Here is a 16,452-nt window from a genome sequence, read left to right as displayed (position 1 = left end):
GTTCACGGTCGGCCGGGCCCCTCGCGCATCCCTCACGCGTACGTGTAGAAACCGCGGCCGGACTTCTTGCCCAGCAGACCGCCCTCGACCATGCGCAGCAGCAGTGGCGGAGGCGCGTACAGCGGCTCCTTGAACTCCTCGTACATGGCCTGCGCGATGGACACGGTCGTGTCCAGGCCGATGAGGTCGGCGAGCCGCAGCGGACCCATCGGATGCGAACAGCCCTGCACCATGCCCTGGTCGACGACCTCGGCCGTCGCCAGGCCCGACTCGACCATCCGGACCGCGGACAGCAGATACGGGAACAGCAGCGCGTTGACCAGGAAGCCCGCCCGGTCCGGCGAGGCGATCGGCTGCTTGCCCAGGACGTCGCGGACGAAGACCAGCGCCCGCGCGCTCACCGCCTCGTCCGTCAGCACCGAGGCGACGAGTTCGACGAGCGGCAGCGCCGGCACCGGGTTGAAGAAGTGCATGCCGAGCACCTGGCCCGGGCGGCGGGTCGCGGCGGAGAGCCGTACGACCGGGATCGAGGACGTGTTGGTCGCCAGGATGGCGTCCGGGTCCTCGACGATCTTGTCGATGGTGGCGAAGAGGTCCAGCTTGAGCTGCTCGTCCTCCTTGACCGCCTCGACCACCAGCTGGCGGTCGGCCAGCTCGGCGAGGTCACGGGTGTACGACACCCGGCCCAGCGCCGCGTCGCGCTCCTGCGCGGTCAGCTTGCCCTTGGCCACGCCCCGGTCGAGGGACGCGGCCAGCTTTTGCGGCGCCGTCACCAGCGACGACTCGGAGAACACCGCGACCGTCACGTTCAGCCCGGCCTTCGCGCACAGTTCGGCGATGCCGGTGCCCATGATGCCGCTGCCGACGACACCCACCCGGTCGATGTCCGTACCGGTGTTCTGCGTGGACGTGGTCATGCGTGGGCCCCCCAGGTCAGAAGTGATGCTCCGATCGACATGCCGCCGCCGAACCCGGCGAGCAGCACCAGGTCGCCCGGCGACAGCGCTCCCGTGCGGTTGGCCTCGTCGAGTGCGACCGGCACCGAGGCGCTGCCGACGTTTCCGTACCTGATCAGGGTGCGGTGGGTCTGCGCGGCGCCCAGCCCGGTGCGCTCGACGACCTCGCCGAGCATCACGCCGTTGGCCTGGTGCGGTATGAAGTGGTCGACCGCGGCGATGTCCACGCCGGCCCTGCGCGCCAGCGCGAGCAGCGCCGGCGGCACGTGCTCGGCGACGAAGTCGCGTACCCCGCGGCCGTCCATCCTGAAGAAGTGGCCGCCCTCCGCGACGGTCGCCGCCGACGCCGGCCTGCGGCTGCCGCCGGCCTCGACGCGGATGAGGTGGTGTGCGTCGCCGCGGCTGGACAGGTCGCCGGCGATGATCCCGTACGGCTCCGGTACCGTCCCGACGACCGCGGCTCCGGCGCCGTCGGCGAAGAGGATGGCCGTCTTGCGGTCGGTGAAGTCCAGGATCCGCGAGTACACGTCCGCCCCGATCACCAGCACCCGGGTGTCCGGCCGCACGGTCACCAGGCTGTGGGCCAGCGACAGGGCGTAGACGAAGCCGCTGCACACGACATTGACGTCGAAGCAGGCCGCACCGTAGGCGCCCAGGCCGTGCTGCACCAGGTACGACGTGGGCGGCTGCGGGAAGTCCCCGGTGGAGGTCGAGACGATGATGTAGTCGATCTGCTCCGCGGTCAGCTCCGCCTGCTCCAGTGCGCGTTCGGCGGCCTTCACCGCCAGGTCGGACGTCGCCTCGTGCGGGGCCGCGTAGCGGCGTGACCGGATCTGCGTCTTGCGCTCGATCCACTCCGCGGTGACGCCGACGCGCTCGGCGACCTCCTCGTTGCCCACCTCGTGCTTGGGCAGGTAGGAGCCGGTGGAGAGTATTCCGATCCCCATGTCATGACACCTCTGCGGTATCGGGCACACGGGAAGCACGCAGCGGGTTGAGCCGCGCCACCCCGATCTTCTCCCGCAGTGCGGGATCGGTGACGCCGAGCCCCTCCTCGGGCGCGAGGCAGAGCACGCCGACCTTTCCGGTGTGCCTGTTCATCTGGACCAGCCGTGCGGCCTCGCCCACTTCCTTCAGCGGAAACACCTCGGAAAGAACGGGGGAGAGATGTCCCAGCCGGAAGAGCCGGTTGCACTCCGCCTGCTCCTGGAGGTTCGCGGCGTGGCTGCCCACGATCCGCTTGAGATTCATCCAGAGGTAACGGTTGTCGAAATGGTGGTCATAGCCCGTGCTCGACCCGCAGGTGACGACCACCCCGCCCTTGCGCACGACGAACACCGAGATCCCGAACGTGGCCTGTCCGACGTAGTCGAACACGACGTGCGGGTCCTCGCCGACCTGACGCCGGATCTCCCGCCCGAGCCGCTTGCCCAGCTCGATCGTCCGCTCCGGGGTGAGCGCGTCGTCCCCGCCCATGCCGATCTCGTTGCGGTTGATCACCACATCGCAGCCGAGCCGGCGCAGCACCTCGGCCTTGCGCTCGGAGCTGACGACGCCGACGGCGATACCGCCCGCGTTCTTCACCATCTGCACCGCGAACGCGCCGAGACCGCCCGTCGCACCCCAGATGAGCACGATGTCGCCCTGCTTGATCCGCGCGCCGTTGTCACTGACCAGCATCCGGTACGAGGTCGCCGCGGTCAGCAGCACACCCGCCGACTCCTCCCAGGTCAGATGTGCCGGCTTGGGCAGCAGCTGGCTCGCGCGCACCACCGCGTAGTGGGCGAGCCCGCCGAAGTTCGTCTCGTACCCCCAGATCCGCTGTCCCGAGCCGAGCATCGCGTCGGCGTGCGTCGCCGGTTCCTGCTCGTCGACCTGGACACAGCTGGCGACGACGTGGTCGCCCGCCTTCCAGTGCCGTACCCCGGCCCCGACCCGTACGACGACCCCGGCCGCGTCCGACCCCACGACCTGGTGCGGCAGGTCGTGCCGGGCGGCGTACCCGCCCTGGCGGGCATAGCGCTTGAGGAACTCGAACGTGGGCACCGGCTCGAACGTCGCCGACCACACCGTGTTGTAGTTGATGGAACTCGCCATGACGGCGACGACCACCTCGTCCGGAGCGAGGTCGGGCATCGGGACCCGCCCGACATGCAGCGACTTGCGGACGTCCTTGTCCTCCACGCCGTCGAACATGCCGAGGTCCGAGGCCAGGAGATGCGCTGCCTCGTATTCCGATGGAAGTTCGTGTCGCCCGATCTCTTCCGGGCCGGCCCCAGACAGCAGGGCTTCTGTCAAAGAATCCATGACTCCCTTTCTCCTTTGCAGTGCCACAGGAAAGCCGCTGCTGACTGGACCAGAACCCGAGAATCCGCTGACGGGAATGCGGTTGAGCGGCGGACAGCGGTCAGAGGACCGCACCCTCCTTCGTCCGCCTGCGCAGGCTGGGCCTGCTGGACTGGCCGAGGTCCTTCCACATGTCCGACAGGCCCATGATGGTGCGCGCCGCGAACAGCCTGCGGATGGACACCTCCTGCTTCAGTTCCGACCGGATCAGGCCGACCAGCCGGATCGCCCGCAGCGAGTTGCCGCCGAGGTCGAAGAAGTCCTCGTCGATGCCCACCCGGTCCAGCTCGAGCACCTCCGCGAACGCCTTGGCCAGGACCCGCTCGGTGTCGTTGCGCGGTGCCCGGTAGGTGCGCTCGTCGAACTCGGGTTCCGGCAGCGCCGTCCGGTCCACCCTGCCGCCCGCCGTCTCCGGCAGGCGTTCCAGCACCGTGAACACCGACGGCACCATGGACTCCGGCAGCCATCCCGCGGCGAACCGGCGCAGCTCGTCGGCCGATACGGCCTGGCCGCCCGCCGGGACGACATAGGCGACCAGGCGCTGCTGCCCGGAGCCGTCCTGCCTGACGACCACGACCGACTGCGCGAGCCCGGTGTGTTCGGAGAGCACCTCTTCGACCTCGGCCAACTCGACCCGGACGCCCCGGACATCCGCCTGGGCGTCGGCCCGGGCCACGTACTCGAGCCGGCCGTCGGTGCCCCACCGCACGCGGTCCCCGGTGCGGTGCATGAGCCCTCCGGCCGGACCGAACGGGCAGGGCACGAAGCGCTCCGCGGTCGCTCCGGGTCGCCCGGGGTATCCGCGCACCACACCGGGCCCGGCCACGTACAGTTCCCCGGTCACGCCGACGGGGACCGGTGCCAGGCCCGGGCCCAGGACGTAGAGGGCGGTGTTGTCCGTCGGGCGGCCGACCGTGCCCGCGTGGCGCACCGGTTCGTCCGCGGCCAGGCGATGGCATGCGGCGAACACGGTCGATTCGGTCAGGCCGTGGCCGTTGACGATCGTCAGCTCGGGGCAGGCCTCCCGGACCCGGCGCAGCGCGGCCGCGGACACGCGGTCCCCGCCGGTCCATACCTCGCGCAGTCCGGCGAGGCACTCGGGGCGCTCGGCGGCGATCGCCGAGAACAGGCTCGCGGGCAGCCACACCGTGGAGATCTCGTGCGCCGCGCGCGCCTTGCTCAGCGTGTCGGTGTCGAGTTCCCCGGGGGGAGCCACGACCACCCGGCCGCCGCCCAGCAGGGGCACCCACAGTTCGAGGGCGAGCGCGTCGGAGGTGTGCGGCGCGTGCCACAGCACGGTGCCGTGGCCGGCTTCCTGCCAGTGGTGGTCCAGGACGAACCGCTCCATGTTGCGGTGCGTCACCCCGACTCCGGTGGTCGTGCCGGCCGTTCCGGAGTCGTACAGCACGGCCAGCAGGTTGTCCTGATGGAGGGGGGCGCCCAAAGCGGCGTTGCCGTCGCTGTCCGCGGTGTCCGACGCGAGGTCGTCGAGCACGATCGCCGGGACGTCCAGGCCGGCGGGGAGCAGTTCGGCCGTCGCCGCGTCGGTGAGCAGTGTGCGCGCCGGGGCTTCGGCGATCCGCGAGCCGATGCGCTCCGCCGGGGACGCCGGGTCGATCGGCAGGTAGGCTCCGCCCGCCTTGACCACGCCCAGCAGGGCGACGGCGAGGTCCACCGACCGGGGCAGCGCCACCGCCACGACCGTCTCGGGTCCGACGTGCCGCCGGCGCAGCGCCTCGGCCAGCCGGCTGGAGCGCTCGTCCAGCTGCCGGTACGAGACCGTTTCGTCGCCGCAGACCAGCGCGACGGCGTCGGGCTCCCGCTCCGCGACCCGGGCGAACAGCTGAGGAACCGTCAGTCCGGAAAGCGGCGCGTTCGTGTCGTTCGGCGCCCTCAGCACCTGGTGCCGCTCGGCACCGCTCACCACGTCCAGGGCGCCGACCGGCTGCGCGCCGGCGGCCACGACGGCACGGATGTACGCGATCAGTTCCTCGCCGATGAAGCGCAGTTCCGCACGGTGGTACAGGCGTGCGGGGGCGTCGAGCCGGATGAAGAGGTCGCTGTCGGGGCTGCCGTCGGTGTAGACGCCGATCGACAGTTCCTCGAACGTCCCGGTCGTCGCGCCGGAGTAGCGCGCCGGGCTGTCACCGAAGCGGAGCTGCTCCACGAACTCGACGACGTTGACGACGGCCCCGTAACTGCCGCGTCCGCTCAGGACGGTTCCGGCGGCGCGCTGGATGTCCGAGTAGTGGCAGGCGGTGTGGTCGAAGAGGTCGTAGGTCTGGTCGACGAGCATGTCGGCGATCTCGGTGAAGGTCGCGTTGAGGTCGATCGCGACTCGCACCGGCACCACGTTCACCGCGAGGCCGGGCGTCCGGCTCGCCACGCCGACCCGGTTGCCCACGGCCAGCGAGAGGAGGAACTCCGGCCGGTCGCAGCGGTGCCGCAGGAACACCGCCGTGGCCGCGGTCAGCATCTGTGACATCCACACGCCCATGGACTGCGCGGTCTCGGTCCACACGTCCGCCTCGGCGCGGGGAACGGTCAGGGTCCGGCTCACCATGCCGATGGTCTCGGCCACCTCCGACCAGCGGTCGGCGCTGCTCATCGGCTCCGACAGCGCGGACCGCTGGTCGTCGGAGAGGGCGACGCGCGGAACCTGCGCGGGCGGCGGTGCATCGGTCAGGTAGTCGCGCCAGAACTCCGAGTCCTCGGTGAACTTCTGGGAGGCGAGGTACTCCGTCGCCTCGGTCGCGAACGACTCGGTGTCCCACGGGTGCGGCAGTTCGGGCACGTGCTCGCCGCGCACCAGCGCCGTGTACACCTCGGCGAGGCGCTTCGACAGCAGGCCGCCCGCGCCGAACCCGTCCGATATGAGGTGGTGGTAGGCGATCACCAGCAGGTGGCGGGTCTCCGCGAGTTTGACCACGCCGAGCCGGAACAGCAGATCCCGTTCCAGGTCGAACGGCTGGCGCACCATGTCGGCCAGGGTTTCGCGCGCCGCCTGCTCGGGGTCGGCCTCGGCGCTGAGATCCAGGAAGAACGGCCGCCAGTCCCCCAGTTCGCGGGGGATGAGGCGCAGTGCGCCGCCGTCGTCGGCGAAGTTGACGCGCAGCACCTCCGCCTCGCCCATCACGTGCAGGAACGCGGACCGGATGACGGCCGCGTCCAGCTCGCCGTCCACATCCCACATGGTCAGCGCATGGTTCGGCGTGTCGGGAGCCATTTCCTGCGCCCGCCACATGCCTTTATGCGCAGACGACGCACCGAACGAACGCACAGAGATCAACCCCTCGAACAAACAAACCGGGACACCGGAGGAATTCGCAGATCACCCCCATGGTCGGGCGGGGTGGGTCAGCCGTTCAAGACAACTTGATTCCCGGCGGGACGAGCCGCTGTCGAGCTTGCGGTGTCCCGCCGGCGGGACACGTCACCGCGGAACGCGTGTGGGCATCGAGGACACGATGTGCCCGGCGATCAGTCGCGCGGTGGGGTGCCGCAGCACCATGTTCGCCCTCAGTTTGAGTCCGGTCGACGCGCTCAGGCGTTTGCTCAGCTCCATCGACAGCATCGAGTCGAATCCGATCTCCCAGAACTTCTCGTCGGGGTCGATGGACGCGCTGGAGGGGTGCCCGAGCACGACGGCGGCCTTCTCGAGGACGTGGTCGAGGACGAGTGTGTGCGCTTCGTCGTCGGGGAGGGCGGAGATCCTGTCCGGCAGCGGGACGACCTGCTCGTCGTCCGCGGGCGGCTCCGTCGAGGACACCTCCGCCGCCACCGCCGCCGTGGGTGAGGAGTTCAGCCAGTACCGCTGCCGCTGGAACGCGTACGTCGGCAGGTCCACCCGCCGGCGCGTCCCGAACAGGGCGTCCCAGTCGACGGTCCCGCCCCGGACGTACAGCTGGGCCAGCGAGCCGAGCACGGCCTCCACCTCGTCGCGGTCCCGCCGCGACGACGACAGGACCAGCGCGTCGTCCACGTCCTCGACGATCTCCTGCACCGGGACGTTCAGCACGGGGTGCGGGCTCATCTCGATGAACACCCGGAAGCCGTCCTCGGCCAGCTGCCGGACGGACGTCTCGAAGAGGACCTTTTCGCGCAAATTGTTGTACCAGTAGTCGGCGTTCAGCCCCGCGGTGTCGATGATTTCGCCGTACAGGGTCGAATAGAAGGGCAGCGTCGAGGATTTCGGGCTCACGTCGGTCAGTGCGCCGATCACCTGGTCGCGAACCCGGGTCACCTGGTGGGAATGGGAGGCGTAATCGACCGGTATTCTCCGCGCCTGGGCGCCGTCGGCCTTCATTTTCTCGACGAATTCGTCGAGTGCGTCCGGTTCCCCGGACACCACCACGGAACGGGGTCCGTTGACCACGGCGACGCTGACCCGGTCGCTCCACGGAGCCAGTCGCTCCGCCACGACCTCCGCGGACTCCGCGACCGAGGCCATCCCGCCGAGCCCCTTCAGCTCGATCAGGGCCTTGCTGCGCAGTGCCACGATCTTGGTGGCGTCCCGCAGGGACAGCGCACCGCAGACGTGGGCGGCGGCGATCTCGCCCTGGCTGTGGCCCACCACGGCGGCCGGTTCCACGCCCCAGGACCGCCACAGGGCGGCCAGGGACACCATCACCGAGAACAGCGCCGGCTGCACCACGTCCACGCGCTCGAAGGTCGGCGCCCCCTCCACACCGCGCACCACGTCCAGCAGCGACCAGTCGACCCACTCGGCCAGTGCGGCCGCGCACGCGTCGAGTGACCGTGCGAAGACCGGGAAGGCGTCGTACAGTTCCCGGCCCATGCCGACCCACTGCGAGCCCTGGCCGGGGAACATGAAGGCGACGCCACCGAGGTTCCCGGCGATGCCGCGTACCACCGCGGCGGAGTCCGCCCCCTCGCTCAGTGACGCCAGGCCGCTCACCAGTTCGTCACGACCGCGCCCGAGCACCACCGCGCGGTGCTCGAACCGCGACCGGCTCGACAGCAGCGACCAGCCGGCGTCGGCGAGGTCCAGGTCCGCGTCGGCGGCGAGGAAGTCGCGCAGCCTGCCGGCCTGCTGCTCCAGCGCCTTCGCCCGCTTGCCCGACACCACCCACGGCACCAGACCGCCCACCACGCCCGCGTCCCGGCCGGGCTCGTCCGCCTGCTCCTCGGGCGGGGCCTCTTCCAGGATCACGTGCGCGTTGGTACCGCTGACCCCGAACGAGGACACCCCGGCCCGCCGCGGGCCGTCCGTCCGGGGCCACTCACGTCCCTCCACCAGGAGTTCGACCGCGCCGGAGGACCAGTCGACGTGGTGGGAGGGCGTGTCCACGTGCAGGGTCTTCGGCAGGTACCCGTGGCGCATGGCCAGCACGGCCTTGATGACCCCGGCGACCCCGGCGGCGGCCTGGGCGTGACCCATGTTCGACTTCAGGGATCCCAGCCAGAGCGGCCTGTCCTCGGCCCGGTCCTTTCCGTAGGTCGCCAGCAGAGCGTCTGCCTCGATGGGATCCCCCAGCGAGGTTCCGGTGCCGTGGGCCTCGACCAGGTCCACCTCGAAGGGCGAGACCCCCGCGTTCGCCAGGGCCTTGCGGATCACCTTCTCCTGGGCGCGGCCGTTGGGGGCGGTCAGCCCGTTGCTGGCCCCGTCCTGGTTCACCGCGCTGCCGCGCACGACGGCCAGCACGGGGTGGCCGTTGCGCCGGGCGTCGGACAGCCGCTCCAGGAGCAGTACACCCACTCCCTCGGCCCAGCCGGTTCCGTCGGCTCCGTCCGCGAAGGCCTTGCACCGGCCGTCGGCCGACAGAGCCTCCTGCCGGGAGAACTCCACGAACATCGCGGGCGTCGCCATCACCAGCGCCCCGCCCGCCAGCGCGAGCGAGCACTCGCCCGAACGCAGCGACTGCACCGCCATGTGCAGGGCCACCAGAGACGACGAGCACGCCGTGTCCACCGACACCGCCGGCCCGGTCAGCCCCATTTCGTACGCCACCCGGCCGGACGCGACGCTCAGCGCGCTGCCGTACAGGAAGTAGCCCTCCAGTTCCTTCTGGCCGCCCTCCAGGAAGCGCCACCCGTACTCGGACGAGCTGACCCCGGAGAAGACGCCGACCTCGGAGCCGCGTACGTCGGCGGGGACGATGCCGGCCCGTTCGAAGGCCTCCCAGGACGTCTCCAGCAGCAGGCGGTGGTGCGGGTCGACGGCCAGCGCCTCACGCGGGCTGAGGTGGAAGAAGTCCGCGTCGAATCCGGCGACGTCGGCCAGGAACCCTCCCTGACGCGTGTACGCCTTGCCGGCGGCGTCGGGGTCGGGGTCGTAGACGTCCCGCCACCCGCGGTCCTGCGGGAAGTCTCCGACGACGTCCCGGCCTTCGCGGATCACGTCCCACAGGTCCTCGGGTGTCGACACGCCTCCCGGGTAGCGGCACGCCATGGCCACCACGGCGATCGGCTCGCCGCGGCCGGCCTTCAGGGCGTCGTTCTCCCGCCGGAGGCGGTCGCGTTCCTCGATGAGCGTGCGGAGTGCCCGCTGGACGCGGTCCGATCCGTCCGCGGTGCGATCTGCGGAGTTGGTCATGTCACTTACCCCTTCTCACCCAGAGCCAGGTCGACCAGTGCTTCCAGGTCCAGGTCCGACAGTTCGTCCGCTTCGGCGTCCGCGTCCGCCGCCGGTGCGTCGCCGCCCGGCTCGGGCGCCTCGGCGCACGCCAGGATCAGGTCCAGGACGCCCGCGCTGCGCAGGCTGTCGATCGAGACGGTCCGCAGCACCTCCCGGATCTCGGCGTCCTCTGCCTGCTCGGCGGCCTCGGCCGAGCCGGTGTCCGGTTCCGGACGCAGCAGGCCGCACAGGTGCTCGCTCAGCTCGCGTGGTGTCGGGTAGCTGAAGACGAGCGTGGACGGCAGGCGCAGTCCGGTCGAGGCAGCCAGGCGGTTGCACAGTTCGACCGCGGTCAGCGAGTCGAATCCGAGCAGGGTGAAGGCCTGGTCGCTGTCGACGGCCGTGCCCGACGGGTGGCCGAGCACGACGGCGGCCTGGTCGCGGACCCAGTCCAGGGCGGCTGCCTGTGCCTCGTCCGCCGGCAGGGTGGCCAGCTTCGCGGCCAGTCCGAGCGAGCCGCCGTCCTTGGCAGTGCCCGCCCTGGTGCGGCGTGGCCGGCCGCCGTCGACGAGGTCGCGCAGCAGCGAGGGCAGTTCGTCACCGGTCTCGTTGCGCAGCGCGGCGACGTCCAGCCGGGCCGGGACGAGGACCGGCTTGCCGCTGGCGCAGGCCGCGTCGAACAGGGCGAGTGCCTCGTGCGTCGGCATGGCGGCGATGCCCATCCGCCGCAGCCGGGAGAGGTCGGCCTGGTCCAGGTCCCCGGTCATGCCGCTGCTCTGCTCCCACCAGCCCCAGCACAGCGAGGTGCCGGGCAGGCCGGATGCCCTGCGCCGCGCCGCCAGACCGTCCAGGAAGGCGTTCGCCGCGGCGTAGTTGGCCTGTCCCGCGTTGCCGAGCGTGCCGGCGAGGGCGGAGAACTGGATGAACGCCGACAGGGTGCGATCCCGGGTCAGCTCGTGCAGGTTGACCGCGCCGCCGACCTTGGCGCGCAGCACGTGGTCGATGCTCTGTGCGGTCAGCGATTCGACGGTGCCGTCCGCGAGCACTCCCGCCGCGTGCACGACCGCGGTCAGCGGGTACCCGGGGGGCATGTCCGCGAGCAGGTCCGCCGCGGCGGCCCGGTCCGCGACATCGCACTGGACGACGCGTACCGCCGCTCCCGCGCCCCGAAGGTCCGCGACCAGTTCGCTCACCCCGTCGGCCGCCGTTCCGCTGCGGCTGGCCAGCAGCAGACTCCGTACACCGTGTTCGGCGACGAGGTGCCGTGCCACGAGCGAACCCACTCCCCCGGTGCCGCCGGTGACCAGTACGGTGCCGCCGCCGAAGCCTTCGCCCACCTCGAGGACCAGCTTGCCGACGTGGCGGCCCTGGCTCATCTCGCGGAAGGTCCGGCGCGCGTCGCGGATGTCGCGCAGGGAGACCGGGTTCAGCCGTACCCGCCCGTCCGCGAACAGTTCCATGACGGCCCGGAACATCTCGTGGATCGCGTCCGGGCCCGCCTCGTAGAGGTCGAAGGCCTCGTAGTCGACTCCGGGGTGGCCGGCCGCCACCTGACGGGGGTCGCGGATGTCCGTCTTCCCCATCTCGACGAAGTGTCCGCCGCCCGGCAGCAGCGTCAGTGAGGCGTCGACGAACGCGTGCGCGAGGGAGTTCAGCACGACGTCCACACCGTGGCCGCCGGAGGAGTGCCGGAACTTCTCGGCGAACTCCAGGTCGCGCGACGACGCCAGGTGTGTCTCGTCGAGTCCCAGGCCGCGCAGGACGGGCCACTTGGCCGGGCTCGCGGTGGCGTAGATCTCGGCGCCGACGTGCTGGGCGAGCTGGACGGCGGCCATTCCGACGCCGCCCGCCGCGGCGTGGATGAGGACGCGCTGCCCCTTCTTGAGGTTCGCCACGCGGAAGAGCCCGTGGTAGGCGGTGAGGAAGGTGCACGGCACGGACGCCGCCTCGGCGTAGCTCCACCCGTCGGGGATGGGCATGAGCATGCGGTGATCGGCCACGGCGGTGCGGCCGAACGCGCCGGTGAAGATGCCGGTCACCCGGTCGCCCGGCGCCAGACGTGTCACGTCGTCCGCCACCTCGAGGACGACTCCGGCGCCCTCGCTGCCGAGCCCGGCGTCGATGGCCGTCTTGTCCACCAGGCCCAACGCGATCGTGACGTCGCGGAAGTTGAGCCCGGCGGCCTGTACGGCGATGCGTACCTGACCGCTCGTCAGGGGCGCTTCCACCTCGGGGCAGGGGACCCAGGTCAGGTTCTCCAGGGTTCCCTTGTTCGGGATGCCGAGACGGTGGGCGCCGGCCGCCGGCGGCTCGATCCGCTGGTCCTCGGGTGCGGCCGCGGCCAGGCGCGGGACGAGCAACGCGCCGTCGCGCAGGGCCAGTTGGGTCTCGTCGGCGGCGAGCACGTCCGGGAAGCGTGCCCAGGACGTCTCCGCGTCGTCGATGTCCACGAGCCGGAACCTGCCGGGGTGCTCGGTCTGGGCGGACCGGATCAGGCCCCACACGGACGCTCCGGGGAGGCTTTCGACGCCCTCGCCGGAACCGGTGTCGAGGGCCCGGCGGGTGAGCACCACCAGCGTGGACCGGTCGAGGTGTTCCCCGGCGAGGAACCGCTGGACCCAGTCCAGTACGCGCTTGTCCGTGTCGCCGACCGTGGCGAGCAGATCGGGGCCGGTGGCGACGAAGTCGTCCAGGCACAGGACGATGTGCCGGGCGGCCTTCCCCGAGAGGGCCTCGTCCATCGACCGGTAGAACACGGCACTGTCGTCACCCGCCCCGCAGAGCCGGGAGGCCAGACCGTTCTCCGCACCGAGGACGCCCCACTGCCCGCGACGGGTCTCCGGCTTGCTCTGCCCGGCCGGTCGCCACTGCAGTTCGTACAGCGACTGTTCCTGCCCGCCGCGCACCGAGCGCACCTGCTCGGCGCTGGCCGGCCGGAACGTCAACGCCTCGACGGATGCGATCTTGCGGCCCTGCTCGTCGGCGATCGCCACGGACACGACGTCCTCGCCGACGGGGGAGAGCCGGACCTTCATGGTCGTGCCGCACTCCCCGGCCAGGTTCACCCCGGACCACGAGAAGGGCATCCGGCCCTGCTCGCCCGTCACCTCGATGACACCGCCGACGATCGCCGCGTGCAGGACGGTGTCCATGAGTGCCGGGTGCAGGGCGAAGGCGCCGGCGGCCGGGCCCTCGGCGGTGTCCGGGAGCGTGGCGAGGGCGAAGAGGTCGTCGCCGTGCTGCCAGACCTCGCGCAGCCCGCGGAACATCGGGCCGTAGTCGAAGCCCGCGTCCGCGAAGTCGTCGTAGAGGGCGGCGATGTCGAGCTGCCGGGCCCCGGCCGGCGGCCACACGGCGAGCGCGCGGGTGTCGTCCGCCCAGGTGGCCGTGGGCGGGGTGGCCGGTGCCAGGTTGCCCATCGCGTGCCGGGTCCAGCCGCCCGCCGTCAAGCCGTCCTCGCCGGGACGCGAGTACACGTCCAGGGAGCGGCGTCCCGTCTCGTCCGCCGCACCGACGACGACGCGGACCTGCACGTCGCCCGAGTCGGGGAGGATCAGGGGGACTTCCAGGGTGAGTTCCTCGACCGCGCCGCACCCGACGTGGTCGCCCACCGACAGCGCCAGGTCCATGTAGGCCGTCGCCGGTACGACGACCGCGCCGAACACGGCGTGATCGGCCAGCCAGTCGTGGGTCCGCAGGGACCACAGGTCGGTGAACACCACCTCGTCGGTGCCGGGGTGGTCCACCGCGGCGCCGAGCAGCGGGTGCTCGGGAGCCGACAGACCGGCGGAGGCGACGTCCGCCGGCTCCGTCCCGGCCCGGAGGTCCAGCCAGTACCGCTGCCGCTGGAACGCGTATGTCGGAAGGTCCACCCTCCGGCGCGTGCCGAACAGGGCGGTCCAGTCCACGGACCCGCCCCGGACGTGCAGCTGGGCCAGCGCGCCGATCAGCGCCTGCGGCCCGGTGCGGTCCCGCCGCGACGCCGACAGGACCACCGCGTCGTGCACGCCCTCGCCGGCGAAGGCCTCCTGGGTGATGCCGGTGAGCGTCGCTCCCGGCCCCACCTCGAGGAAGACGTCCGCACCGGCCGTACGGGCGCACTCCACCGCGTCGTGGAAGCGAACGGGTTCACGGACGTGGTTCACCCAGTACTCGAGGGAGGTCAGCTCCTGGAGCGTGACCTCGCGGCCCAGCCTGGTCGAGACGATCGGGATCGACATCCCGCCCGTGGGGAACTCCTCGAGCGATCCCGCGAAGTCGTCCAGGATCGGGTCCATGAGCGGGGAGTGGAACGCGTGGTCGACCGGGAGCAGCTTCGCCGAGGTGCCCTCGGCGACGAGCCGGTCGCGGATCGCGTGGACCTGGTCGCGCAGGCCCGAGACCACGACCGACTCCGGGCCGTTGACGGCGGCGATGCCGACGCGGTCGTAGTCGCCGAGCAGCGCGCTCACGTGGGCTTCCGAGGCGCGTACGGCCAGCATGGCGCCGCGCTCGGTGACCGTCTGCATGGTCCGCCCGCGTGCGGCCACGAGCCTGGTCGCGGTGTCCAGGTCGAAGACCCCGGACACGTGGGCGGCGGCGATCTCGCCGACGGAGTGACCGATCAGGTGGTCCGGCCGCGGGCAGTACCGAGCCAGGAGCCGGTACAGGCCGACCTGCAGGGTGAACAGGGCCGGCTGGGCGATGTCCGTGCGCTCGCGCTGTTCGGGTTCGACCTCGTCGGCGAGGAGCAGGGGCTTGAGCGCGAACGGCAGGTGCGCGTCGAAGCGTTCGCAGAGCTCGTCGAGGCTCTGCGCGAAGACGGGGAAGGTGTCGTACAGCTGCCGTGCCACTCCCGCCCAGGGCGAGCCCTGGCCCGGGAACATGAAGACGGATCCGCCCCGTTCCCCGGCGACGCCGCGGACCACCGCGGCGGATTCCTCGCCGTCGCCGAGCGACGCCAGGGCGCTCAGCAGCTCGTCCCGGTCGTGCCCCAGCAGCACCGCGCGGTGCTCGAACCGCGACCGGCTCGACACCAGCGACCAGCCGGCGTCGGCGAGGTCCAGGTCCGCGTCGGCGGCGGCGAAGTCGCGCAGCCTGCCGGCCTGCTGCTCCAGCGCCTTGGCGCTCTTGGCCGACACCACCCACGGCACCGGGCCGCCGACGACGCCCGCGTCCGGGCCGGGCTCGTCCGCCTGCTCCTCGGGCGGGGCCTCTTCCAGGATCACGTGCGCGTTGGTGCCGCTGACCCCGAAGGCGGACACGCCCGCGCGGCGGGGCCGGCCCGCTCCCGTGGTCCACTGCCTGGCCTCGGTCAGCAGCTCCACCGCACCGGCCGACCAGTCGACGTGCGTCGACGGACGGTCCACGTGCAAGGTCCTGGGCAGCACCCCGTGGTGCATCGCCATGATCATCTTGATGATGCCGCCGACGCCCGCGGCCGCCTGCGTGTGACCGATGTTCGACTTCAGCGACCCCAACCACAGCGGGTTGTCCGGGTCCCTCTCCTGACCGTAGGTGGCCAGCAGAGCACCTGCCTCGATGGGGTCACCCAGCGTCGTGCCGGTCCCGTGCGCCTCGACCACGTCCACATCGCCCGCCTGCAGCCGGGCGTTCGCCAGCGCCGCCCGGATCACGCGCTGCTGCGCCGGCCCGCTCGGCGCGGTCAGCCCGTTGGACGCCCCGTCCTGGTTGATCGCCGAACCGCGGATCACCGCCCAGATCCGGCGCCCGTTGCGCCGCGCGTCGGAGAGCCGCTCGAGGACCAGCACGCCGACGCCCTCGGAGAAGCCGGTGCCGTCCGCCGCGTCCGCGAACGCCTTGCACCGCCCGTCCTCCGACAGACCCCGCTGCCGCGACATCTCCCGGAACACCTGCGGCATCCCGACGACGGTGACGCCACCGGCCAGGGCGAGGCCGCATTCGCCCTGCCGCAGCGACTGCACCGCCTGGTGCACCGCCACCAGCGACGACGAGCACGCGGTTTCGGTGGACACCGCCGGGCCCTCCAGGCCCAGCGTGTACGCCACGCGTCCGGACGCCACGCTCAGCAGTGAACCGACCTGCCCGTAGCCCGCGACGGCCTCGGGGGTGAAGAAGTGGTTGCCGTATCCGAAGTACGCGAGACCCGCGAACACGCCCGTGTTGCTGCCGCGCAGGGTCTCCGGGTCGACACCGGCTCGTTCCAGGGACTCCCACGAGGTCTCCAGGAGCAGCCGCTGCTGCGGGTCGGCGGACAGCGCCTCGCGCGGGCTGATCCCGAAGAACTCGGCGTCGAAGTCACCGGCGTCGTACAGGAAGCCGCCCTTGCGCGTGTAGCAGGTGTTGGGCCGGTCCGGGTCCGGGTCGTACTCCAGGTTCCAGTTGCGGTCGTCGGGGAAGTCCGACACGACGTCCGCGCCCGCCCGCACCAGCTCCCACAGCTCCTCCGGGGACGCGGCCCCGCCGGGGTAGCGGCAGGCGACACCGACGATCGCGATGGGCTCGGCGGCGGCGTCCGTGAGCTCCTGCAGGCGCTTGCGTGTCTCGATCAGCTCGATCGATGTCCGCTTGAGGTAGTCGAGAACGTCGGCGTTGTTGTCGTTGGTCATCGCT

General features: G+C 71.6%; 6 protein-coding genes. All 6 read right to left on the bottom strand.

Features of this window, described 5'->3' with window-relative positions; genetic code table 11:
* Positions 1–32: 32 nt before the first annotated feature.
* The 6 genes from ACWGJ5_RS40740 to ACWGJ5_RS40715 all read right to left on the bottom strand — a co-directional run bounded on the left by ACWGJ5_RS40740 (position 33) and on the right by ACWGJ5_RS40715 (position 16,448).
* A complete protein-coding gene (locus ACWGJ5_RS40740; protein ID WP_453314657.1) occupies positions 33–917 on the bottom strand; it encodes a 3-hydroxybutyryl-CoA dehydrogenase in 885 nt (294 codons plus the stop codon).
* A complete protein-coding gene (locus ACWGJ5_RS40735) occupies positions 914–1,903 on the bottom strand; it encodes a 3-oxoacyl-ACP synthase III family protein (RefSeq protein ID WP_453314656.1) in 990 nt (329 codons plus the stop codon). The genes ACWGJ5_RS40740 and ACWGJ5_RS40735 overlap by 4 nt, the downstream gene beginning before the upstream one ends.
* A 1-nt stretch (position 1,904) precedes the next feature.
* Complete coding sequence (gene ccrA, locus ACWGJ5_RS40730; RefSeq protein ID WP_453314655.1) at positions 1,905–3,263, bottom strand: crotonyl-CoA carboxylase/reductase; 1,359 nt, start codon at positions 3,261–3,263, stop codon at positions 1,905–1,907.
* Positions 3,264–3,363: 100 nt separating this feature from the next.
* Entirely contained in the window at positions 3,364–6,582 is a 3,219-nt protein-coding gene (locus ACWGJ5_RS40725) for a non-ribosomal peptide synthetase (RefSeq protein ID WP_453314654.1), read from the bottom strand.
* A 153-nt stretch (positions 6,583–6,735) separates the two neighbouring features.
* Positions 6,736–9,858 (bottom strand): type I polyketide synthase, encoded by a 3,123-nt coding sequence (locus tag ACWGJ5_RS40720; protein WP_453314653.1) that lies wholly within the window; start codon positions 9,856–9,858, stop codon positions 6,736–6,738.
* 5 nt (positions 9,859–9,863) lie between these two features.
* Positions 9,864–16,448, bottom strand: coding sequence for a type I polyketide synthase (locus ACWGJ5_RS40715; protein WP_453314652.1), 6,585 nt, complete (start codon positions 16,446–16,448; stop codon positions 9,864–9,866).
* Positions 16,449–16,452 lie beyond the last annotated feature (4 nt).

It is taken from the genome of Streptomyces sp. NPDC054783, assembly GCF_053611725.1.
This window is presented reverse-complemented; position numbering and strand designations above follow the sequence as displayed.